This window comes from Kineosporiaceae bacterium SCSIO 59966 (genome assembly GCA_020881835.1).
GTDB lineage: Bacteria > Actinomycetota > Actinomycetes > Actinomycetales > SCSIO-59966 > SCSIO-59966.
The window spans coordinates 209,793-231,238 of the sequence record CP052876.1 but is presented as its reverse complement, the minus strand read 5'-3'; the positions used below and the strand labels follow the sequence as shown (position 1 = coordinate 231,238).

The 21,446-nt window shown below is 73.9% G+C and carries 23 protein-coding genes and 1 tRNA gene; 11 read left to right on the top strand and 13 right to left on the bottom strand.

The annotated features are described in order from the left end of the window. Genes HJG43_01140 through nth form a run of 3 tightly spaced genes read right to left on the bottom strand, consistent with a single transcriptional unit; the run spans position 1 to position 2,734 of the window. Positions 1-1,206: a MarP family serine protease gene (locus HJG43_01140; GenBank protein ID UER53395.1), complete on the bottom strand. Its 1,206-nt coding sequence runs from the start codon at positions 1,204-1,206 to the stop codon at positions 1-3. Next, positions 1,203-1,928, bottom strand: a complete 726-nt coding sequence (locus HJG43_01135) for a CoA pyrophosphatase (GenBank protein ID UER53394.1) — start codon at positions 1,926-1,928, stop codon at positions 1,203-1,205. The genes HJG43_01140 and HJG43_01135 overlap by 4 nt, the downstream gene beginning before the upstream one ends. Then, entirely contained in the window at positions 1,925-2,734 is an 810-nt protein-coding gene (nth, locus tag HJG43_01130; GenBank protein ID UER53393.1) for an endonuclease III, read from the bottom strand. Before nth ends, HJG43_01135 begins: the two co-directional genes overlap by 4 nt. Positions 2,735-2,828: 94 nt before the next feature. Here nth and HJG43_01125 point away from each other — a divergent pair, with 94 nt between their 5' ends. Beyond that, on the top strand, positions 2,829-3,266 hold the full coding sequence (locus HJG43_01125; GenBank protein ID UER53392.1) for a hypothetical protein: 438 nt from the start codon (positions 2,829-2,831) through the stop codon (positions 3,264-3,266). A 202-nt stretch (positions 3,267-3,468) separates the two neighbouring features. Next, positions 3,469-4,068 carry a Crp/Fnr family transcriptional regulator gene (locus HJG43_01120; protein UER55589.1) on the top strand — a complete coding sequence of 200 codons (600 nt, stop codon included), beginning with the start codon at positions 3,469-3,471 and terminating at the stop codon, positions 4,066-4,068. A gap of 199 nt (positions 4,069-4,267) precedes the next feature. On the opposite strand, the gene HJG43_01115 is transcribed toward HJG43_01120, so the two are convergent. Continuing rightward, positions 4,268-5,002, bottom strand: coding sequence for an MBL fold metallo-hydrolase (locus HJG43_01115; protein UER55587.1), 735 nt, complete (start codon positions 5,000-5,002; stop codon positions 4,268-4,270). A 98-nt stretch (positions 5,003-5,100) separates the two neighbouring features. Next, positions 5,101-5,880: an NUDIX domain-containing protein gene (locus HJG43_01110; GenBank protein ID UER55588.1), complete on the bottom strand. Its 780-nt coding sequence runs from the start codon at positions 5,878-5,880 to the stop codon at positions 5,101-5,103. Between the two features lie 311 nt (positions 5,881-6,191). Here HJG43_01110 and HJG43_01105 point away from each other — a divergent pair, with 311 nt between their 5' ends. Beyond that, the gene (locus HJG43_01105) at positions 6,192-6,884 is read left to right on the top strand and encodes a MerR family transcriptional regulator (GenBank protein ID UER53391.1); all 693 of its coding nucleotides are present in this window, start codon (positions 6,192-6,194) and stop codon (positions 6,882-6,884) included. Here HJG43_01105 and HJG43_01100 read toward each other — a convergent pair. Together HJG43_01100 and HJG43_01095 are read right to left on the bottom strand one after the other, a co-directional pair. After that, positions 6,865-7,332: a RidA family protein gene (locus HJG43_01100; protein UER53390.1), complete on the bottom strand. Its 468-nt coding sequence runs from the start codon at positions 7,330-7,332 to the stop codon at positions 6,865-6,867. The two genes, HJG43_01105 and HJG43_01100, sit on opposite strands and share 20 nt — an antisense overlap. 1 nt (position 7,333) lies before the next feature. Beyond that, positions 7,334-7,489 (bottom strand): DUF4177 domain-containing protein, encoded by a 156-nt coding sequence (locus HJG43_01095; protein ID UER53389.1) that lies wholly within the window; start codon positions 7,487-7,489, stop codon positions 7,334-7,336. Positions 7,490-7,513: 24 nt separating this feature from the next. Between HJG43_01095 and HJG43_01090 the strand changes: the two genes are divergently transcribed. Genes HJG43_01090 through HJG43_01080 form a run of 3 tightly spaced genes read left to right on the top strand, consistent with a single transcriptional unit; the run spans position 7,514 to position 10,422 of the window. Then, entirely contained in the window at positions 7,514-8,278 is a 765-nt protein-coding gene (locus HJG43_01090; protein ID UER53388.1) for a prolyl oligopeptidase family serine peptidase, read from the top strand. After that, positions 8,279-9,286: an ATPase gene (locus tag HJG43_01085; GenBank protein UER53387.1), complete on the top strand. Its 1,008-nt coding sequence runs from the start codon at positions 8,279-8,281 to the stop codon at positions 9,284-9,286. It begins immediately after the preceding gene. Next, positions 9,265-10,422 carry an ArsA family ATPase gene (locus HJG43_01080; GenBank protein ID UER53386.1) on the top strand — a complete coding sequence of 386 codons (1,158 nt, stop codon included), beginning with the start codon at positions 9,265-9,267 and terminating at the stop codon, positions 10,420-10,422. Before HJG43_01085 ends, HJG43_01080 begins: the two co-directional genes overlap by 22 nt. A gap of 2 nt (positions 10,423-10,424) precedes the next feature. On the opposite strand, the gene HJG43_01075 is transcribed toward HJG43_01080, so the two are convergent. After that, a complete protein-coding gene (locus HJG43_01075; GenBank protein ID UER53385.1) occupies positions 10,425-10,868 on the bottom strand; it encodes a WhiB family transcriptional regulator in 444 nt (147 codons plus the stop codon). 253 nt (positions 10,869-11,121) lie between these two features. On the opposite strand from HJG43_01075, the gene HJG43_01070 reads away from it, so the two are divergent. Beyond that, positions 11,122-13,434: a penicillin-binding protein gene (locus HJG43_01070; GenBank protein ID UER53384.1), complete on the top strand. Its 2,313-nt coding sequence runs from the start codon at positions 11,122-11,124 to the stop codon at positions 13,432-13,434. 33 nt (positions 13,435-13,467) lie between these two features. Here HJG43_01070 and HJG43_01065 read toward each other — a convergent pair whose 3' ends face one another. Next, a complete protein-coding gene (locus HJG43_01065; protein ID UER53383.1) occupies positions 13,468-13,938 on the bottom strand; it encodes a GatB/YqeY domain-containing protein in 471 nt (156 codons plus the stop codon). Between HJG43_01065 and HJG43_01060 the strand changes: the two genes are divergently transcribed. The 3 genes from HJG43_01060 (at position 13,937) to HJG43_01050 (ending at position 16,705) form a co-directional block, all read left to right on the top strand. After that, positions 13,937-14,881 carry a metallophosphoesterase gene (locus tag HJG43_01060; protein ID UER53382.1) on the top strand — a complete coding sequence of 315 codons (945 nt, stop codon included), beginning with the start codon at positions 13,937-13,939 and terminating at the stop codon, positions 14,879-14,881. The genes HJG43_01065 and HJG43_01060 overlap by 2 nt on opposite strands. A 16-nt stretch (positions 14,882-14,897) precedes the next feature. After that, positions 14,898-14,974 (top strand) — tRNA-Pro (locus tag HJG43_01055). 291 nt (positions 14,975-15,265) lie between these two features. Next, the gene (locus HJG43_01050; protein UER53381.1) at positions 15,266-16,705 is read left to right on the top strand and encodes a DUF2786 domain-containing protein; all 1,440 of its coding nucleotides are present in this window, start codon (positions 15,266-15,268) and stop codon (positions 16,703-16,705) included. A 157-nt stretch (positions 16,706-16,862) separates the two neighbouring features. Here HJG43_01050 and HJG43_01045 read toward each other — a convergent pair whose 3' ends face one another. Both HJG43_01045 and HJG43_01040 read right to left on the bottom strand, forming a co-directional pair. Further along, the gene (locus HJG43_01045; GenBank protein ID UER53380.1) at positions 16,863-17,960 is read right to left on the bottom strand and encodes an aspartate-semialdehyde dehydrogenase; all 1,098 of its coding nucleotides are present in this window, start codon (positions 17,958-17,960) and stop codon (positions 16,863-16,865) included. Next, a complete protein-coding gene (locus tag HJG43_01040; GenBank protein ID UER53379.1) occupies positions 17,957-19,225 on the bottom strand; it encodes an aspartate kinase in 1,269 nt (422 codons plus the stop codon). Before HJG43_01040 ends, HJG43_01045 begins: the two co-directional genes overlap by 4 nt. Before the next feature lie 210 nt (positions 19,226-19,435). On the opposite strand from HJG43_01040, the gene HJG43_01035 reads away from it, so the two are divergent. Then, positions 19,436-20,218 carry a hypothetical protein gene (locus HJG43_01035; protein UER53378.1) on the top strand — a complete coding sequence of 261 codons (783 nt, stop codon included), beginning with the start codon at positions 19,436-19,438 and terminating at the stop codon, positions 20,216-20,218. A gap of 28 nt (positions 20,219-20,246) precedes the next feature. On the opposite strand, the gene HJG43_01030 is transcribed toward HJG43_01035, so the two are convergent. Together HJG43_01030 and recR are read right to left on the bottom strand one after the other, a co-directional pair. Continuing rightward, positions 20,247-20,834: a DUF5063 domain-containing protein gene (locus HJG43_01030; protein ID UER53377.1), complete on the bottom strand. Its 588-nt coding sequence runs from the start codon at positions 20,832-20,834 to the stop codon at positions 20,247-20,249. Beyond that, positions 20,827-21,426 (bottom strand): recombination protein RecR, encoded by a 600-nt coding sequence (gene recR / locus HJG43_01025; GenBank protein ID UER53376.1) that lies wholly within the window; start codon positions 21,424-21,426, stop codon positions 20,827-20,829. The genes HJG43_01030 and recR overlap by 8 nt, the downstream gene beginning before the upstream one ends. Positions 21,427-21,446: the final 20 nt, after the last annotated feature.

Genomic DNA, 21,446 nt, shown 5'->3' with positions numbered 1-21,446 from the left:
TCAGCCGATCGCGCACGGCCCGGTGTCGACGGCGTCCTGCAGACCCGGGGCCGCCGCCAGCACGGGGGCGGACTCGGCGAGGGTGAGCGCGTACCCCGTGCTCGCGTCGTCCAGGGACCGGGCGAAGACCACCCCGACGACCGCGGCCCGCTCGTCGAGCAGCGGCCCGCCGGAGTTCCCCGGCTCCACCCTCGCGTACAGCGAGTACACCTCGCGGACGACGCCCGGCGTCCCGTAGATGTCCTCGCCGCGGGCCTCGAGGACCTGGCGGACCCGGGCCGGGCTGTACTGGTACGGACCGTCGAGCGGGAAGCCGGCGACCACGGCGTCGTCCCCGCGGGCGAGGTCCTCACCGACAGGCAGCGGGGGCGCGTCGAGGCCGGGCACGGCGAGCACGGCGAGGTCGCGCTCGGGGTCGAAGGCGACCACCCGGGCCGGCAGCTCCGGGCCGGTGCCGGTGACCTGGACCAGCGGGGAGTCCACGCCGGCGACGACGTGGGCGTTCGTCACCACCCGCTGCGGGGCGGACACCCACCCGGTGCCCTCCTGACCCCGGGCGCACTCCTCGGCGACCCCGGTCACCTTGACGATGCTGCCGGCAGCGGCGGCGGCGACCGGGTCGGCGACCTCGGCGTCCGGCTCCTCCACCGGGAGGATCTGCTCGGGGTCCATCCCCGCGAACACCCGCGGGAAGGCCTCCACCTCCACGATCCGGCGGAAGTCGGCGAACAGCCGCCCGGCGTCCTGGGGGACGAGGTCGTCGACGGTGGACAGGACGGTCGACCCGGCGATGGCCCGGGACAGGGTCGGGGACGGGCTGGCCCGCAGCGCCCCGGCGAGCAGCCAGCTGACGAGGGCCACGGCGACGACCGCAGCGACTCCTCCGAGCAGCGAGTCGAGCACGCGGGCCGGTCGCCACGTCAGCCCTCCCCGCAGCCGCCGGCCGACGGCGACCCCGGCGATCTGCAGCACCCAGGCGCAGGCGAGGACGCCGAGCAGCACGACGAGCGTGCGGCCGAGGCCGGGCTGCCAGCCGGCCAGCAGCTCGGGGACGACCAGCGTGCCGACGACGGCCCCGCCGACGAAGCCGGCGAGCGAGAGCACCCCCACGACGGCGCCCTGGCGCACCCCGGAGACGGCGTACCCGAGGAGCACGAGCCCCAGCAGGACGTCGAGGACGACGCCGGGCTCGGTGCCGCCGGTCACGGCTGCACCTCACCGGGCTCGTAGTCCTCGACCACGTCGGCCTGCGGGTCCTCGTCGAGCACCCGTTCGCGCTGGCCGGCCACGGCGTAACGGGCCGGCAGCGGGTGCACCCGCTCGACGTCCCAGGGCCGCTCCAGACCGGCGACGGCGAGCAGCCGGGACAGCAGGCCGGCGGTGAAGCCCCACACGAACAGGCCGTCGACGGTGAACGCGGGCCCGACGAACCCGCTGGGGTGCCGGACCGTCCACCGGTTCGCCGGGTCCAGCAGCGCGTCGAGTGGCACCCTGGCCACCCGCGCCACCTCGGCCGGGTCCCCGACCGCGACCTCCCCCGGCTCCCGCCACCACCCCACGACCGGCGTGACGAGGAAGCGTGACGGCGGCAGGTACAGCTCGGGCAGGGTGCCGAGCACCTCGACCCCCGCCGGGTCGAGCCGGGTCTCCTCCCGCGCCTCGCGCAGCGCCGCGCCGACCACGCCGTCGTCGCCGGGGTCGACCGCACCCCCTGGGAAGGCCACCTGCCCGGGGTGGGAGCGCATGGTCGCCGCCCGCTCGATGAGCAGCAGGTCCCCCGCGTCGGCCGTCCCGCCGAAGAGGATGAGCACTGCCGCGGCGCGCGTGCGCTCCCGCTCGGCCGGTGGGCGGGTCCGGGTCAGCCGGTCGGCGGTCACCTCCGGCAGGACGGCCTCGATGGCCCGCAGCCAGTCAGGTCGGCGGCTCACCGGCCCACCACCCTGGGGGCAGCGGCCGGCGTCTCAGTGGCCGGCGTCTCAGTGGCCGGCGTCTCAGTGGCCGGCGCCTCAGCGGCCGGCGTCGGGCCGGGTCGCACGAGCCGACGGGCGGCGTCCGGGTCGGTCTCCCCGATCCCGTAGCTGGGGCAGTCAGCGGCGACCGGGCACGCCCCGCACGCCGGTCGCCGGGCGTGGCACGTCCGTCGTCCGTGGGCGATGAGGCGGTGCGACAGCATGGTCCAGTCGCGGCGCTCGAACAGGGCGGCCAGGTCGGCCTCGACCACCACCGGGTCCGTGGACGTCGTCCAGCCGAGCCGGCGGGCCAGACGTCCCACGTGCGTGTCCACGGTGATCCCCGGGACGCCGAAGGCGTTGCCGAGGACGACGTTCGCCGTCTTGCGGCCCACCCCGGGCAGGGTGACGAGGTCCTCCAGCCGGTCGGGCACCTGCCCGTCGAAGTCCTCGACGAGACGTGCGGCGAGCCGCAGCAGCGCGTCGGCCTTGGCCCGGAAGAAGCCGGTGGGGCGCAGGATCTCCTCGAGCTCGGCCCGGTCCGCCGCCGCCAGGGCAGCCGCGTCCGGGTAGCGGGCGAACAGGCCCGGGGTCACCTGGTTCACCCGGACGTCCGTGGTCTGCGCGGACAGCACCGTCGCGACGAGCAGCTGGAAGGGGTTCTCGAAGTTCAGCTCGCAGTGCGCGTCGGGGTACCGCTGGGCGAGCGCCCGGTGGATCCGACGGGCCCGGCGGACGCGCGCCAGCGGGGTCTCGGTGGTCACGTCGACCCGCCGTCCGCCCATGGCCGGAAGCCTACGGGCCACCCCGGATCGTCCAGCCGGGTGAGTCCGGGTGCCGACCGCTCAAGATCGGGTCCCCGGTGACGAACCACACCGAGTGAACGACTCCCGCACCGACGCAGTGGCCACCGCAGGGGCCGACGCCGACGCCGCCCCGGACCTGACCACGCTGACGCTCGCCGAGCTGCGGGGGTACCGCCGCGCCCTGGTCGCCGAGTCGGCCCGGGCCTCGTACTGGCGGCGTCTGCTCCGCGCCCGGCTGGACCTGCTCGTCGCCAGCCGCAGCATGCCCGACCCGCTCACCCGGCCGTGCGCGGCGCTGCCGGAGCCGCCGGACCGCGACCAGCTGCGGATGCTCGTCGAGGCTCCCGAGTGCGAGGTGGTGGACCTGCTGCGGGCCCTGGACGCGGCCAGCCGCGCACTGGGGAGCTACCGGGCCGAGGTCGTGGCGGCCACCGACGCCGCCACCAGTGAGCTCGTCGAGCGGTACGCCGCCGCGCCGGTCGACTGCCTGCCGCCCGCGGTCGCGGGCTGAGGCCCGTCGCGGCGGAGCACCTCCCTCCTGTCGTGCCCGGTGGGCCCGGTGCGGCAGACTGCCCCCGGACCCGACCCGACGCCAGCTCGCTCCCGGCCAGGGGTCCCGACACAGGAGGAGACACGTGGACGACAAGGTCGTACGGCAGGCCCCGCTGTTCGCGGCCCTCGACGACGAGCAGGCGGCCGCCCTCCTGTCGTCGATGACCCGCGTCGAGCTGCACCGCGGGGAGACTCTCTTCACCGAGGGCGAGCCCGGCGACCGGCTCTACGTGATCATGTCCGGCAAGATCAAGCTGGGTCGTACCTCACCCGACGGACGGGAGAACCTGCTGGCGGTGCTCGGTCCCGGGGAGATGTTCGGCGAGCTGTCGCTGTTCGACCCCGGCCCGCGCACGGCGACGGCGACCGCCGTGTCCGACGCCACGCTGGTCGGGCTCGGTCACGACGACCTGCGCGGCTGGCTGTCCACCCGCCCGGACGTCGCCCAGCACCTGCTGCGGGCCCTGGCCCGCAGGCTGCGACGGACCAACGACGCGCTCGGCGACCTCGTGTTCTCCGACGTCCCGGGGCGCGTGGCCAAGGCCCTGCTCGACCTGTCCGAGCGGTTCGGCCGCCAGACCGACGAGGGTGTGCTGGTGGCCCACGAGCTGACCCAGGAGGAGCTCGCCCAGCTGGTCGGCGCCTCCCGGGAGACGGTCAACAAGGCGCTCGCGGAGTTCGCCTCCCGCGGCTGGCTGCGCCTGGAGGCCCGCGCCGTCGTGCTGCTCGACGTCGAGCGGATGCAGCGCCGCGCCCGCTGAGCCTGCTCCTCCTCCGCCACGACCCTCCCGCGCCCTGACGCCCCTCCCGTGATCATGCAATCCCGCCACCCACCGGCTCGCAGAATGCTGGGTTGGTGGCGCGACACGCCGCACAGGCTGAGCCAGATCCAGCATTCTGTGAGTGGGGTGCGTTCTGTGGGTGAGGTGCATTCTGTGAGTCAGGTCCGGCGCTCCTGAGTCAGCTGTGCCGGCCCTCGCTGCCCAGGTACTCCAGCTGGGCCCGCACGCTCAGCTCGGCCGCCGGCCACAGCACCGGGTCGACGTCCGCGTAGACGGTCTCGACCACCTCGCGCGCACCCGAGGCACCGGCCGCCACCGCGGCGCGGACCTGCTCGAGGCGAGCCGCCCGGTGCTCGAGGTAGTGCTCGATGACGGCGAGGGCGTCGGCGAGGACCGGCCCGTGCCCGGGCAGCACGGTGGCGATCCCGGTCTCGCGGGCCAGGTCCCGCAGCCGGCGCAGGGAGTCGAGGTAGGGCCCCAGTGCGCCGTCCGGGTGCGCGACGACGGTGGTCCCGCGACCCAGCACGGTGTCCCCGGTGAGCACCGCCGCCTGGCTCGGCAGCACGAACGACAACGAGTCCGCGGTGTGCCCCGGGGTGGCGACGACGCGCACCTCGAGGTCGGCGACGGCGACGACGTCACCGTCGCCGAGGCCCTCGTCCCCGAGCCGGTGCGCGGGGTCGAGTGCCCGGACCCTGCGGGTGCCGGCGAGCGCCGCGAACCGTCGCGCCCCCTCGCTGTGGTCCAGGTGACCGTGGGTGAGCAGCACCTCCCGCACCCGGGCGCCCCGCTCCTCGACGGCGGCCAGGACGGCTCGCAGGTGGGTCTCGTCGTCCGGACCGGGGTCGATGACGACGGCGTCCGCGGCGCCCGCCGGGTGCAGCACCCAGGTGTTGGTCCCGTCGAGCGTCATCGGGCCGGGGTTCGGGGCCAGGACGCACAGGGCGTCGCCCACCGCGCCACCCCGCCACCGGCTCTCGTCCGGGGCCCGCCCCGGCAGGCCTGGTCCGCTCACGGCGCGACCGGCAGGTCGGCGACCAGGACGGGCCGTCCGTCGCGGCGGTCCAGCCACGGCAGCACCTCACGCACCACCCGCGGAGCGGCCCAGAGCGTGGCCGTGTCCGGTGCCGCCGCGAGCTCCTCGAGGGTGACGAGGGTCGGCGGCAGCATCAGCACCTCACCACGCACGTAGCGGTCCAGGACGTCGACCGGCCGCCACCAGCCGGACTCGGTCGCCTCCCCCTCCTCGACGTGCCGCGCGTCCTGCCCCACAGGCAGTCGCGCCAGCAGGAAGCGGGTGTCGTAGCGCCGCGGCTCGAACTCCGGCGTGGTCCAGTGCGCCCACGGCCGCAGCAGGTCCGAGCGCAGCACGAGCCCCCGGTCGCGCAGCACCTGGCTGAGCGCACGCTCCCGGGAGACGAGCCGGCGCCGCTCGTCCTCCCAGTCGTCGCCGACCGGCTCGCACAGTGGGGCGGCAGGACCGGGCCCGGCGAGCAGCACGCCGCACTCCTCGAACGTCTCACGGACCGCGGCGCTGACGAACCCCCGGGCGGCCTCCGGGTGGGTGCCGAGCTCACGCCCCCAGGTGTCGACGTCCGGCCCGGCCCACGGCACGTCGTCGCCACTGTCGCGCGGGTCCACCCCGCCTCCGGGGAAGACGTGCATCCCGCCGGCGAAGGCCATCGTGAGGTGACGCCGCAGGAGGAACACCTCGATGCCGGCGTCGGTGTCCCGGACCAGGACGACGGTCGCGGCCCGCCGCGGTGGGGCGACCTCAGCGGCACCGTCCAGCCAGCGGCCGGCCGGGCCGGCCAGAGGATCGGGCAGCGGGAACTCGCGCAGCATCTCACCAGCCTAAGGGCTGGACCGGACCACGGAACCGGCGCGACGTCGCGAGCGCGGTGACGGTCGGTTGTCGGACCCCGCCGGTACGGTGACGACGAGCGCCGACGATAACGGTCGGCGACGATGCGGTACCAGCCCGACAACCACGCACAGACCCGACAACCACGCACAAGGACAACCAGCACAAGCACGACAAGGGCACGGACCGCAGCCGGCGTCCGGGGGACGTCGGCGGTGAGGAGAAGGGACGCACGGGGGTGATCGGTCGCCGTGAGCTCACGCTCGAGGACCTGGCGGTCTCCACGGGGATGACGGCGCGCAACGTCCGCGCCTACCGCGCCCGGGGACTGCTGCCGCCACCGACACGGGAGGGGCGTCGGCTGCGCTACGGGCCGGAGCACGTGGCCCGGCTGCGGCTGATCCGGTCCCTGCACCGCAGCGGGCTGTCCCTCAGGGTGATCGGGGAGCTGCTGGAGCGAGGCGAGGCGGAGGAGACCCTCGCCCGGCTGTCCCGGGAGCGACTCCTCGCCTCGTGGGGCCGGGACGGGCTCGTCCCGCTGCTGCCCGACAACGTCGAGCAGCTCCACGAGGTGGCCCCGCAGCTGCTGGAGGCGCTGGAGTCGACCGGCATCGTCGTCCGGGACGGCGAGTGCCGGCTGGCGAACGCCGCCGCGCTCGGGCTCGTCAGCGCGCTGCTCGCCCGCGACGTCGACCTCGTCGCGAGCACCCGGGTGGCGCTCCTCGCCGGCCGGGCGGCGGCCCACGTCGCCGACGACCTGAGCCGGCTGGTCGACGAGCTCACCGCCCACCTCGACGGCGGCACCCGGCAGGAGGCGACGGGGCTGGCGGTCCAGCTCGCCGCGACGGCGTTCGCGGACGTGCTGGCCCGCCGGCTGGGCCTCGGGGACGTCGGGCGGGCGGCGACCGCCGTTACCGCACCTCGACCATGATCTCGACCTCGACGGGCGCGTCGAGGGGCAGCACCGCCACGCCGACGGCGCTGCGGGCGTGCGCACCGTCCGCACCGAGCACCTCGCCGAGCAGCTCGGAGGCCCCGTTCACCACCCCCGGCTGACCGGTGAACGAGGGGTCGCTGGCAACGAAGCCGACGACCTTGACCACTCGGATCCGGTCCAGGTCACCGACCTGGCTGCGCACCGCAGCCAGCGCGTTGAGCGCACAGGTCGCGGCGAGCTCCTTGGCCCGCTCCGGAGGGACGAGACCGTTCCCCTCGCCGACCTTGCCGGTCACCGGCAGCACGCCGTCGACCATCGGCAGCTGCCCGGAGGTGAGGACCAGCGACCCGCTGGTCACCGCCGGCACGTAGGCGGCCACGGGCGGGACGACGTCCGGCAGGGTCAGACCGAGCTCGGCGAGCCGGTCGTCCACACGCCCCACCTCAGGACCTCTCCCGCTTGAGGTAGGCCACCAGGCCGCTGCCGTCGGGGCCGGGGACCACCTGCACGAGCTCCCAGCCGTCCTCCCCCCACTGGTCGAGGATCTGCTTGGTCGCGTGCACGATGAGCGGCACCGTCGCGTACTCCCACTTCGCCATGGCAGGGCAGGCTACCGTCGGCCGGTGACCTCGCAGGACCGGTCCGTCCTGAGCCGCCCGGCCCGCCGGCCCGATGCGGTGCTGCGCTACGGCGACGACCCGCAGCAGGTGATCGACCTGCGGCTGCCGGCGGACACCGCGCCCGCCCCGCTCGCCGTCGTCGTCCACGGCGGCTTCTGGCGCCCCGACTTCGACCGCACGCACGCGGCCGCCCAGTCCGCGGGGCTGGCTGACGCCGGCTGGGTGGTCGCCACCGTGGAGTACCGCCGCGGAGAGCGGGACCAGCTCGTCGACGACGCGCTGCGGGCGATGGCGGCCGCACCCCGGCTCGCGGCCGCCGCCGCCCCCGGACGGGTGGACCCGGGGCGCACCGTGCTCGTCGGCCACTCCGCCGGCGGCCACCTCGTGCTACTCGGCGCGCAGCGCCCGGGCCTGGCCACCGGCGTCGTCGCCCTGGCGCCGGTCACCGACCTGGTCGCCGCCGAGCGCGACGACCTCGACGGGGGCGCCGTCCGGGCGTTCCTCGGCGGTCCGGCTGCAGAGCACCCCGGGCTGGACCCGGCGCGGCTGCCATCACCGCGGCTGCCCGTCGTGCTCGTGCACGGCGCCGCCGACGACCGCGTCCCGGTGACGCAGTCCACCGACTACGCCCGGGCGCACCCGGCGGTCACCGTGGACGTGCTGCCCGGCACCGGCCACTTCGCGCTCATCGACCCCCGGTCCGCAGCGTGGCCCCGCGTTCTGGCGGCCGCCGAGCAGGCGTCCGGGGGCGCGACTACGCTCGCCTGAGTGGCAGCTCACGACAGCGACTGGGAGGGCGTGCGCCTGCACGTCGTCACCGGCAAGGGCGGCACCGGCAAGACGACGGTCGCCGGAGCACTGGCCCTGGCGCTGGCTCGGGACGGCCGACGGACGCTGCTGTGCGAGGTCGAGGGCCGCCAGGGGATCGCCCGGTTGTTCGACGTCCCGCCGCTGCCCTACGAGGAGCGCAAGGTCGCCGTGGGCCCCGGTGGTGGCGACGTCTACGCCCTCGCGGTCGAGCCCCGCGCGGCGCTGATGGAGTACCTCGAGATGTTCTACAGGCTCGGCCGGGCCGGTCGGGTGCTCGACAAGGTGGGCGCCGTCGACTTCGCCACGACGGTCGCCCCCGGGCTGCGGGACGTCCTGCTCACGGGGAAGGTCTACGAGGCGGTACGCCGCCGCGAGGGCGCGGTGTACGACGCGGTCGTCCTCGACGCGCCGCCCACCGGTCGGATCGCGAAGTTCCTCAACGTCAACAGTGAGGTCGCCGGGATCACCAAGGTCGGCCCGATCCGCAACCAGGCAGACTCGATCATGACCGTGCTGCGGTCCCCGCAGACCGTCGTCCACGTCGTCACCCTCCTCGAGGAGATGCCCGTGCAGGAGACGGTGGACGCGGTCGACGAGCTGCGTGCGGCGGACCTGCCGGTCGGCGGGATCGTGGTCAACCAGGTCCGGGACCGGGTGCTGTCCCCCCAGGACCTGGACGCCGCCGCGCGTGGGGCGCTGCGGACCGACGAGATCCGGCAGGGCCTGGTGGCCTCGGGGATCGTGCGGGCCGCGGACGTCGACGGCCCCCGGGCCGGCCGGCTCGCCGACGGGCTCGTCGCCGAGGCGGCCGAGCACGCCGCCCGGGTGGCGCTGCAGGAGCAGGAGCGCGGCGAGCTCGACGACCTGGACCGACCGGTCTACGAGCTTCCGTTCGTCCCGCAGGGGGTGGACCTCGGGGTGCTGTACCGGCTCGCCGAGCAGATGTGCGCGCAGGGGATGGCGTGAACCGGCTCGACCTCGACGTCCTGCTCGACGACCCGCGGACGGCCATCATCGTGTGCACCGGCTCAGGGGGAGTCGGCAAGACGACGACCGCCGCCGCACTGGCCCTGCGCGCCGCTGAGCGGGGCCGCCGTGCCGTCGTGCTGACCATCGACCCGGCTCGTCGACTGGCCCAGTCGATGGGTCTGACCGAGCTAGACAACACCCCGCGCCCGGTGAGCGGGGTCGACGGGTCGGCCGGTGGGTCTCTCGACGCGATGATGCTGGACATGAAGCGGACGTTCGACGACCTGGTCGAGTCGGCCGCGACACCCCAGAAGGCCGCCGAGATCCGCGCCAACCCCTTCTACGAGGCGATGTCGTCGTCGTTCTCCGGCACCCAGGAGTACATGGCGATGGAGAAGCTCAGCCAGCTGCGCGCGGAGGCCACGGCCGGTGAACGGCCCTGGGACCTCATCGTCGTGGACACCCCGCCGAGCCGCTCGGCACTGGACTTCCTCGACGCGCCGAAGCGGCTGGCGTCCTTCCTCGACGGACGGTTCATCCGCGTGCTCATGGCGCCCGCCCGAGCGGGCGGGCGCGCCTACCTCAAGGTGTTCTCCGCCGCCGTCGGCGGCGTGGCCGGGGTGATGAGCCGGCTGCTCGGCGCGCAGGTGCTGCACGACGTCCAGACCTTCGTCGCCGCCCTCGACACCATCTTCGGTGGCTTCCGGCAGCGCGCCGAGCACACCTACGAGCTGCTCCAGGGTGAGGGCACGTGGTTCGTCGTCGTCGCCGGCCCGGACCCCGACGCCCTACGGGAGGCGTCGTACTTCGTCGAGCGCCTGGAGCAGGAGGGCATGCCGCTAGCCGGGCTCGTGCTCAACCGGGTGCACACCTCGGTCATCGACGACCTGACGAGCGAACGCAGCCTGGCCGCGGCCGAGCAGCTCGAGGAGGACGGCGTCCACCCGCTGACCGCTGGGCTCCTGCGCCTGCACGCCGACCGGATGCGACGACGCGACGGCGAGCAGCAGCTCGCGGCGAGGATGTACGGCGCTCACCCGGACCTGCCGGTGGTCGAGGTGCCGGTGCGCGCGCAGGACGTGCACGACCTCGACGGCCTACGGTCGGTCGGCGCCGACCTCGGCTCCGGCTGATCTCACGCAGAGACGCTGGTCCCCAGCCGCACGTGCTCCTCGCGGGCTGCTTCGAGCAGCCGTCGCCAGGACCGCACGTTGGGTCGCCGCTTGAGCAGCGCCCGCCGCTCACGTTCGGTCATCCCGCCCCACACCCCGAACTCGATCCGGTGGTCAAGCGCGTCGGCGAGGCACTCCGTGCGCACCGGGCAGCCGAGGCACACGGCCTTGGCCCGGTTCTGCGCGGCGCCCTGCACGAACAGCGCATCCGGGTCGCTGCTCCGGCATGAGCCCAGCAGGGCCCACTGGCCGACGCTGCGGCCGACGACGTCACCGGCCTCGGAGTCACCGGGCTCGACGTCACCGGGCTCGGTGTCACCGGGCTCGGTGTCACCGGGCTCGACGTCACAGGGCTCGGTGTCACCGGCCCTCACGTCGCCCGGTTCTGGTTCCTGGTCAGTCCTCATGTGCTAGCCCACCCCCTGAGTGGCAGCGTCGCCGCCGGCGCATCATCACTGACGGTCTACTGCGGGACCGACGCTAGGCCGCGACCGCGACAGTGCGTAACCACCCGATGGGACCACCCTGGCCTGACCCATCTGCACTACCGCCCTGGGGTACCGCACCGGCACAGCGCGGCACGACGGTGGCCTGGCGCGGGCGCCAGCAGGGCCGCGGCGCCACGGGCTGACGGCTGGACCAGCACGTACGCTGGTCCGCATGGGTGGATCCCCCGTCGGCCCGGCGGGCAAGCTGGTCGCGCTGCTCACCGCGTTCGTCACCGCCAGCGTTGTGGGTGGTGTCCTCGTCGCCGGACTGTTCATGCCGGCGGTGGGCGCCACCGGGACCGTGGCCCGCAACTCGGTGGACTTCTTCGACTCGCTGCCCGAGGAGCTCGAGCCGCAGCCGCTGTCGCAGCAGTCCCGCATCCTGTGGGCCGACGGCAGCCAGATGGCCACGTTCTACGACCAGAACCGGATCGTCGTCCCGCTGTCGTCGGTCGCGCCGGTCATGCGCCAGGCGGTCATCGCCATCGAGGACGCCCGGTTCTACGACCACAACGGCGTCGACCTGCGGGGCATCGCCCGCGCCGGCGTCAACAACGTCACCGGGGGCGACACCCAGGGTGCGTCGACGCTGACCCAGCAGTGGATCAAGAACGTCCTCGCCGATGCTGCCCTGCGCGAGGGCGGCCGGGAGGCGTACGCCGCGGTGGTGGGCGACGACTACGGCCGCAAGATCCGTGAGATCAAGCTGGCGATCTCGGCGGAGCAGCGGTTGACCAAGGACCAGATCCTCGAGAACTACCTCAACATCGCACTGTTCGGTGACGGCCAGTACGGCGTGGCCACGGCGGCGCAGCACTTCTTCGGCAAGAGCCCCGCGGACCTCACGCTGGTCGAGGCAGCGACGCTCGCCGGGATGATCCAGCGCCCGACGTTCTACGACCCGATCCGCCACCCTGAGCGCGCCCAGGCGCGGCGCGACGTCGTGCTGCTGCGGATGCTCGAGGAGGACCTCATCGACCGAGCCGCCTACGACGAGGCCGTGGCCACTCCCCTGGACGCCTACCTCAACGTCCAGGAGACCCGCAACGGGTGCGCCGGTGCCGGAAGTGCCGCGTTCTTCTGCGAGTACGTCATCCACACCGTGCTCCAGGACCCGGCGTTCGGTGAGACAGCCGAGGACCGCCAAGAGCTGCTCTACCGGGGCGGGCTGACGATCCGGACGACGCTGGACAAGACCAAGCAGACGCTCGCCGACGCTGCAGTGAAGAACCACGTGGCGCCCGACGACGAGGCAGGTGCCGCGCTCGTGACGGTCCAGCCGGGCACCGGCTACATCGTGGCGATGGCGCAGAACCGGGTCTTCGACCCCCGCGAGGAGGCCGGACCAGAGGGAACGGCGTACAACTACGCCGTCGACTCCGCGATGGGCGGACCCCCGAACGGCTTCCAGGTCGGCTCCACGTACAAGCCGTTCACCCTCGCCACCTGGCTCAAGGACGGCAGAAGCGTCTACGACCGGGTCTACGCCCCCGCTCGCCCCACCTACGACGTCCAGGACTTCACCCGGACCTGCGTGGACCGGGTCGTCTCCGAGGAGTGGCAGCCCCGCAACAGCGAGGGCCAGGGTGGCTTCGAGATGTCGGTGGAGGAGGCCACCTACCGCTCGGTCAACACGGCCTACACCGAGATGGCGCTCCAGCTGGACCTGTGCGACATCCAGGCCACGGCGCAGGCCCTCGACGTCCACCGGACCGACGGCGGGGACGTCGGCTCGGACCCGTCGTCCGTCCTCGGCGCCTTCGAGATCGCCCCGCTGACCATGGCGAGCGCCTACGCCGCCTTCGCCAACAGCGGCACGTGGTGCAAGCCCGTCGCCATCACCGAGGTGACCAACTCGACGGGCGAGGTCATCGGCGGGCAGGAGCCGGAGTGCCGCCAGGCGATCGACCCGGGAATCGCGAACACGGTCGCCCACACCCTGACCAACACCCTCGAGCGTGGGACCGCGCGAGGCAACGACATCGACTGGCCCGCCGCCGGGAAGACCGGGACGACGAACAACAGCTGGGAGACCTGGTTCGTCGGCTTCACCCGCCAGCTGGCCACCGCGGTCTGGGTCGGGACGCCCGACGTCACGCCCGACAGCCTCAACGGGCTCACCATCGGCGGGCAGACCTACAGCCGGGTCTACGGCGGGACGATCGCCGCGCCGATCTGGCAGGAGTACATGTCCCAGGCGATGGAGGGCCTCCCCGAGGAGGACTTCCCACGGCCGCCGAGCCGGCTGGTCCGTCAGCCCGCTCCACCGCCGTCCCTCCAGCCGGAGCCCGAGCCACAGCCGGCCCCGGCTCCGGCCCCCGCTCCGCAGCCGGCTCCGGAGCCCGAGCCGGAACCAGAACCGGAACCACAACCGGAACCACAACCGGAACCTGCACCGGAGCCGGACCCGCCCGTGCCGCCTGGGCAGGGTGGGGACGGCCCGCCGGGACTCGACCCGCCGGGTGAGGACGAGTCGAACGGCTGAGCCGCGGGGGCGGACCGTGGAGCCTGAGGAGGTTCAGCCCTGGAGCTGGCGACGGACCTCGGCTGCCACCCGACCACCCTCGGCACGCTGCCCGGTGCGTGCCCGGACGAGCCCCATCACCCGGCCCATGGCCGCGGTCCCGGTCTGCCCGGACGCCGCCGCCTCTGCCACCGCCTCGGCGACGAGACCGGCGAGCTCGTCGTCGGTCAGCTGGGCCGGCAGGTAGCTCTCCAGCACCTCCTGCTCAGCGCGCTCGCGCTCGGCCCGGTCGGGGCGGCCGGCGGCCGCGAACGCCTCGGCGGCCTCGCGCCGCTTCTTCACCTCGGTGCGCAGGACGGCGAGGACCTCGTCGTCTGACAGCTCACGGGCCGAGGAGCCCGCGACCTCCTGGGACTTCACCGCGGTCAGCGCCAGCCGCAGGGTGGCCGACCGCACCTGGTCCCGGGCGCGGATCGCGTCGGTGAGGTCGGACTGCAACCGGTTCTTCAGCACGGGGGTCGACATGACGAGCAGTCTCCCAGCACGGGAGGATGACCGCGTGCCCCGTCCTGCCGCTGGAGTCGCGCTCCGGCTCGCCGCGCTCGCCGGCGCCGCGGGCCTCGCCTACGCACGGTGGGAGGCGGAGTCCTACCGGCTGCGCCGGGTCGACGTCCCGGTGCTGCCACCCGGCGCCGAGCCGCTGCGGGTGCTGCACCTGTCCGACGTCCACCTGCTGCCCCGTCACCGGCGGCGGCGCCAATGGCTGCGCTCGTTGGCGGCGCTGGAGCCGGACCTTGTCGTGGACACCGGGGACAACATCTCCGCGGCGGACGCGATCGGCCCGCTGCTGGAGGCCCTCGACCCGCTGCTGCGCCGGCCAGGGGTGCTCGTCCTCGGCTCGAACGACTACTTCGCCCCCCGGCTGCGGAACCCTGCCGCCTACCTGGCCGGTCCGTCGGCCGTCGTCGGTCCGCGGCGCCGGCTGCCGACCGAGGAGCTCGTCGCCGGACTGACCCGGCACGGCTGGGTCGACGTCGACAACGCCCGGACGTCGCTGACGGCGCGCGGGCACCGGATCGACGTCGTCGGGGTCGACGACCCGCACCTGGGCCGCGACCGCTACCTCGACGTGGGCGCCCCGGCCGACGCGGCCGCCACGGTGACGATCGGGGTCGCTCACGCGCCCTACCGCCGGGTCCTCGACGCGATGACCGCCGACGGGGTCGACCTCGTACTGGCCGGTCACACCCACGGCGGTCAGCTCGCCGTCCCCGGTCACGGCGCGCTGGTGACGAACTGCGACCTGCCCGCGCGGTACGCCAGCGGCCTGCACCAGTGGACCTACCGGCGGCGACGCTCCTGGCTGCACGTGAGCGCCGGCGTCGGCACCTCGCCGTTCACGCCGGTGCGCTTCGCGTGCCCTCCGGAGGCCACCCTGCTGACGCTGACACCGTCGGCGCTGGGGTAAGGTAGGCGGGCCGCACCGGGGTGTGGCGCAGCTTGGTAGCGCGCTTCGTTCGGGACGAAGAGGCCGCAGGTTCAAATCCTGTCACCCCGACCACGTACCACCCCACTCCTCGGTGATCATGCAATCCCGCCACCCTGCACGCCCCCGTGATCCATCGGGAACACCCTCACCGTGATCATGCAATCCCGCCACCAACTGGCCACCGGCCGGCTCGCAGAGTGCTGGGTTGGTGGCGCGACACGCCGGTGAAGCTGTGCTGAGCCCAGCGTTCTGTGGTGGAGGCGCGATCTGTGGTGGAGGCGCGAGGCCCAGCCGCCACGACCGAATCCGCCGGGGTGTCCGAGCCCCGTGTCATCGTGTCGCCCGTCGACGGGAGGACAGGACATGGGACGCAACAACCAGCAACGCCGCCGGGCGAAGGCGAAGGCACGAACGGCGCGCACCTCCGGTGCCGCCTTCCGAACCACGGCGCAGAGCGACGGCCGGCGGACGGCGGCCTCGGCGCAGGGGAACGGGCACGTCGCCGAGCAGGTGCGCGACCTGGTGCACCTGGCGCTGCGGACATGGAGGCACGACCGGCTGACTGCCGACGCCGCGGTGAGCCGGTTGGCCGAGCTGGCGTCCGGAGGGGTGCCCGGTCGCCTGGCCGTATGCCGCCTGCTCACCGCGATGCTGCGCGAGCACCTGGCGGTGGCATGGCAGGAGGGCTGGCAGCCGGTCGACCTCCATCGTGTGGCCGCCCGGGGCCTCGCCGGCTCCCCGGCAGCGCCGGCCCACCAGCGCGCCGTCCTCCTCGACGCCGTCGCCGACGAGCTCGGTGGCTACGCACCGGACGCCGTCGACGCGCGGTGGTGGGCGCAGCTGGCCGAGCTTGAGGCGGAGCGGTGGTGGCCGTCCGACACCGACTACCTCAGCGCGCGAGCCGGCTCGGCGTCAGGAGGTTGGGCAGAGGTGTGCGGAGGCGCGATGGCGGCGCTCGACCTGATCGTGTGGCTGCCACCCTTGCAGGTCATCGGGCCGCGCCCCGGGGAAGCCACCGCCGCCACCCGAGAGACCGCGACGCGCGCGGCGGCCCTGGACGAGCGGATCCTGAGCCGAGTCCGGGCGCTGCTGGCCAAGGCCGAGTCCACGCCGTACGAAGCCGAGGCCGAGACGTTTACCGCTGGTGCGCAGGCGCTCATGGCCCGCCACAGCATCGACGCTGCCATGCTGGACGCGGCCCAGGCCAACCGCGCCGGGCCGCAGAGCATTCGGATCGGTATCGACCGCCCCTACGAGACGCCCAAGGCGGTCCTCCTGGACGCCGTGGCGCAAGCCAACCGCTGCCGCACGGTCTGGTCCCAGCACTTCGGCTTCTCGACCGTGGTCGGCTTCGGGCCAGACCTGCGCGCGGTGGAGACGCTGTTCACCTCGCTGCTGGTCCAGTCCACCAGGGCGATGCAGCGCGAGGGGACGCGGCAGACCGCGTGGGGCCAGTCCCGCACCCGCTCGTTCCGTCAGTCGTTCCTGCATGCCTTTGCCAGCCGCATCGGCGAGCGCCTGAGCGAGGCGACCCGCGCGGAGGTCGACGCGGCAACCGCGGGAGAGGACGAGCCGGGCGCTGGCGTCACGACGGGCGGCCCCACAGCTCGCCACGAAGCGCTGCTTCCGGTCCTCGCCGCCCGCTCTCGGGCGGTGGACGACGCGCTCGAGGAGATGTTCCCCGACATGGTGCAGCGCACCGCCGGCCGCATCAGCGACGCCGAGGGATGGCACCGCGGTCGCGCCGCCGCCGACCAGGCGACCCTGGACGTCTTCACCCCGGTGGGGCGCTCCGGGTCCTGACCGACGTCGGCACGCCGGACGTCGGCACGCCAGTTCTCCCGTCCCGCTGCTGCACCAGGACCGGGGGATGAACGTCGGGTCCGGGGTGGCGGGATTGCATGATCACGAAGAGGGGTGGCGTGACTAGCGCCCAGGGGTGGGGCGGGCGCGGTGGGGCTCAGGACCCGACCATCTCCTGTGCCACCAGCTCGGCGATCTGGGCGGTGTTGAGGGCCGCACCCTTGCGCAGGTTGTCCCCACAGACGAACAGCTCCAGGGTGTTGGGGAAGTCGAGCGCCTGGCGCACCCGGCCCACCCACGTCGGGTCGGAGCCGACGACGTCCGCCGGGGTGGGGAAGTCACCGGCGCCCGGGTCGTCGAGCAGGACGACGCTGGGGGCCTCGATCAGCGCCTGTCGTGCCTCGTTGACACTGACCCGGTTCTGGAAGGTCGCGTGCACCGCCAGGGAGTGCGTGGTGACGACCGGGACCCGGACGCACGTCGCGGACACCTTGAGGTCGGGGATGCCGAGGATCTTGCGCGACTCGTTACGGACCTTGAGCTCCTCGCTGGACCAGCCGCCGTCCTTGAGCGAGCCCGCCCACGGGACGACGTTGAGGGCCAGCGGCGCCGGGAACGGGGACGGGTCCTCCCCGAGCTTCTCCCGGATGGCCGCGCGGACGTCGCCCGCCCGCTGCCCGATCGACCGGTTGCCGGCCACCACCTCGAGCTCGTCGTAGAGCCGATCGATACCGGGCTGCCCGGCGCCGGAGGCCGCCTGGTAGGAGGCGACGACGAGCTCGGTGAGCCCCCAGCCGCGGTGCAGCGTGCCGAGGGCGTCCATCATCGTCAGCGTCGTGCAGTTGGGGTTGGCGATGATCCCCCGTGGGCGGTTGCGCACCTGGGCGGGGTTCACCTCCGGGACGACGAGCGGCACGTCCGGGTCCATCCGGAACGCGCCGGAGTTGTCGACGACGACCACACCGCGTTGGACGGCGACGGGCGCCCACTGGGCGGACACCTCGTCCGGCACGTCGAACATCGCGACGTCGACGCCGTCGAAGACCTCCGGGGCCAGCGCCCGGACCTCGACCTCCTCGCCGCGCACCCGTAGCCGGCGACCGGCGGACCGGGCTGAGGCGACGAGCCGGATCTCCCCCCAGACGTCCTCGCGGGTCGACAGGATCTGCAGCATGACCGTGCCGACGGCGCCCGTGGCGCCGACGACGGCGAGCGTCGGCTTGCGCGCCGGCGCGTCTGACGTGGTGGCGGTCATCGTCCCGTCCCTCCGTAGACCACGGCCTCGCCCTCGTCGGAGTCGAGGTCGAACGCCGAGTGGATGGCGCGCACCGCGTCGTCCAGCTCGTCGGCCCGGGTGACCACCGAGATCCGGATCTCCGAGGTGGAGATCATCTCGATGTTGACACCGGCCTGGGACAGCGCCTTGAAGAACGTGGCCGAGACGCCGGGGTGGCTCCTCATCCCGGCACCGACGAGGGACACCTTGCCGATCTGGTCGTCGTACTGCAGCGAGTCGAACCCGACGGACTCCTGCACCCGGGTGAGGGCCTGCACGGCGCTCTGGCCCTCGTCCTTGGGGAGGGTGAACGACACGTCGGTCAGACCGGTCTCGGCCGCGGAGACGTTCTGCACGATCATGTCGATGTTGATGCCGGCGGCGGCGACCGCCTCGAAGATCTCGGCTGCCTTGCCCGGCTTGTCGGGCACCCCGACGACGGTGATCTTGGCCTCGCTGCGGTCGTGCGCGACGCCGCTGATGATCGCCTGCTCCACGGTGAGCTCCTCCATCGAGCCTGTGACGAGGGTTCCTGGTCGGGGTGAGAACGAGGACCGGACGTGGATCGGCACACCGGAGCGGCGGCCGTACTCCACGCAGCGGAGCATGAGCACCTTGGCGCCGCACGCGGCGAGCTCCAGCATCTCCTCGTAGGTGACGGTGTCCAGCCGCCGCGCGGTGGGGACGATCCGCGGGTCCGCGGTGAACACGCCGTCGACGTCGGTGTAGATCTCGCAGACGTCGGCGCCGAGCGCGGCGGCGAGCGCGACGGCGGTCGTGTCCGAGCCGCCACGCCCCAAGGTGGTGATGTCCTTGCCCTGCTGGCTGACGCCCTGGAACCCCGCGACGATGGCGATCGCCCCGTCGTCCAGGGCTCCGCGGATCCGGCCGGGCGTGACGTCGATGATCCGCGCCTTGCCGTGCACCGAGTCGGTGATCACCCCGGCCTGGCTCCCGGTGAACGACCGTGCCTCGTGCCCGAGGGTCTGGATGGCCATCGCGAGCAGGGCCATCGAGATGCGCTCCCCCGCGGTGAGCAGCATGTCGAGCTCACGGCCCTGGGTGATCGGGCTGACCTGCTCGGCCAGGTCGAGGAGCTCGTCAGTCGTGTCCCCCATGGCGGAGACGACGACGACGACCTCGTTGCCGGCCTTGCTCGTCTCGACGATGCGCTTGGCGACCCGCTTGATGCCCTCGGCGTCGGCGACGGACGAACCGCCGTACTTCTGCACGACCAGGCCCACGTGCTGGCTCCCTCGCAGGCGGCGGATGACGGACGGTGAAACTCGTGACCCACGGTGACCATGTCGTTACAGAGACTTCAGGCCACCGCGTCCGGCGCCGAGTCTAACGACGTCGGGCCAGGACCCGGCCCATGACCGTTGGACGAGACGGCCGTCCGAGATCTGGTGCCACCGGCGCCGGCCGGGACGACGCGAAGGCAGGTGGACGCGGTGGAGGAGGTCTCCCGCCCGGACGACGGACGCCCCGGCGCCCGTCGCGCCGTCCGGGTCGGTCTGGGCGTCGCCGTGACCGCGGCCCTGCTCACCGGCTGCGGCGCGGCCGGGTCCGACGGGGCAGGAGGCCTCGACGCCGTGCCGGCGGCGGCCACCAGCACCCCGCACGCCGCGCCGACGGCCACCGCAGCCCCTGCCGCGGCACCGAGTCCGCCCGACTGGCGGGCCGCGCTGCGGGCCGCCGCGGACTGGTCCGGGACGGCGCACTACGACGTCCGGGCCCGGGACGGGAGACGCGCGACTGCCGCCGTGGCCCGCGACGGCGACCGGCTCCGGGTCGACGTCGTCACCGACGGGCTCGTGTCCACCGTGCTGACCACCGACACCGGCTGGGTCGCGTGCGCCGGCAGCGGCGAGGACGCCGGCGACGCCGAGGACTGGACCTGCCTCACGGTGGCGGACGCCGACGCGGACCTACCCGCCGCCTGGGACCCCGGGGTCGGCCGGCTCGTCGCGCAGACGGTCCCAGGGCTGGCTGCTCGGGACACGGGCATCTGGGGCGACGGCTGGATCGTCGGCAGCTCGGCGGCGGACCCGGCGGACCAAACTGCGCCGTGCGTGGAGGTCGTCGGCGAGGCGACCGGTCGCTACTGCGTGACGGAGTCCGGGCTGCTGCGCCGGGCGAAGTTCACCGGCGGCGTGCTGGCGCTGGTGTCCTCGACGTCGACGGTGGACGACGGGGCGTTCGTGCCGCCGGCCGAGCCGGTCGACCTGGACTGACGTCGGGCTGCGCCGCGGCGGAGCACGCTCACCCGTGCAGGGCGTCGAACTCCGCGTCCGCGACGACGTCCTCGTCGGCGTCCAGCCGCAGGTGGGCGAGCAGCGACTGCAGCACGCGGAGCGCGCAGGCGGCCCGGTCGCCCCACGCGGACAGGTACGAGAACTGCCACCACCACAGCGCCTCGCTGACCCGGCCCGCCTCGTAGTGCCGCAGGCCGTGCACCAAGGCGAGCGCGATCTCGGCGAGGTCTCCGGACAGGCTGCCCCGCTCGACGTCCGGACGGGTCATCGGGTCCTGGACCTCGGCGTACTCGTCGACACCTTCGAGGAGGTTGGCGAGGCCGGTCCGCACCGGGTCGACGTCGGCGTCCGGACCGGGATCGGGCTCGAACCGCTCGGCCGGCAGCACGTCGGCGATGGCCCCGAGCCTGGCCCCGGTGACGAGCACCTGGGACGTGGCGAGCAGCAGCACCGGCAGCGCGGTCTCGGTCGCGCTCCCGGCCGCGACCTCGGTGACCGCGTCGAGGAAGCCGCGGACCTCGCCCGCGGTCAGGTCCGCGATGCCGGCGAGGTCGTCACCGACGGTCGGGTCGGGTGCGGAGTCGGTGTCAGGCATCCAGCAACCTCCTGCCCTCGAACGCCCGGCCGAGCGTCACCTCGTCGGCGTACTCCAGGTCGCCGCCGACCGGCAAGCCGGACGCGAGCCGGGTGATCCGCAGCCCCAGCGGCTTGAGGGTGCGGGCCAGGTACGTGGCCGTCGCCTCACCCTCGAGGTTCGGGTCGGTGGCGATGATGATCTCGGTGACCTCACCGGAGGCGAGCCGGGTCATGAGCTCGCGGATGCGCAGGTCGTCCGGACCGACGCCCTCGATCGGGCTGATCGCGCCGCCGAGCACGTGATAGCGGCCCCGGAACTCGCGAGTGCGCTCGATCGCCACGACGTCCTTGGGCTCCTCCACGACGCACAGCACCGACGCGTCCCGGCGAGGGTCCCGGCAGACCCGGCAGAGGTCCTCCTCGGCCACGTTGCCGCAGACCTGGCAGAACCGGACCCGCGCCTTGACCTCGGTGAGGGCCGACACGAGCCGCCGGACGTCGGCCTCGTCCGCCTGCAGCAGGTAGAAGGCGATCCGCTGGGCGCTCTTCGGGCCGACGCCGGGCAGCCGACCGAGCTCGTCGATCAGGTCCTGGACCACGCCTTCGTACACTCGGCCGACCCTACTTCCTC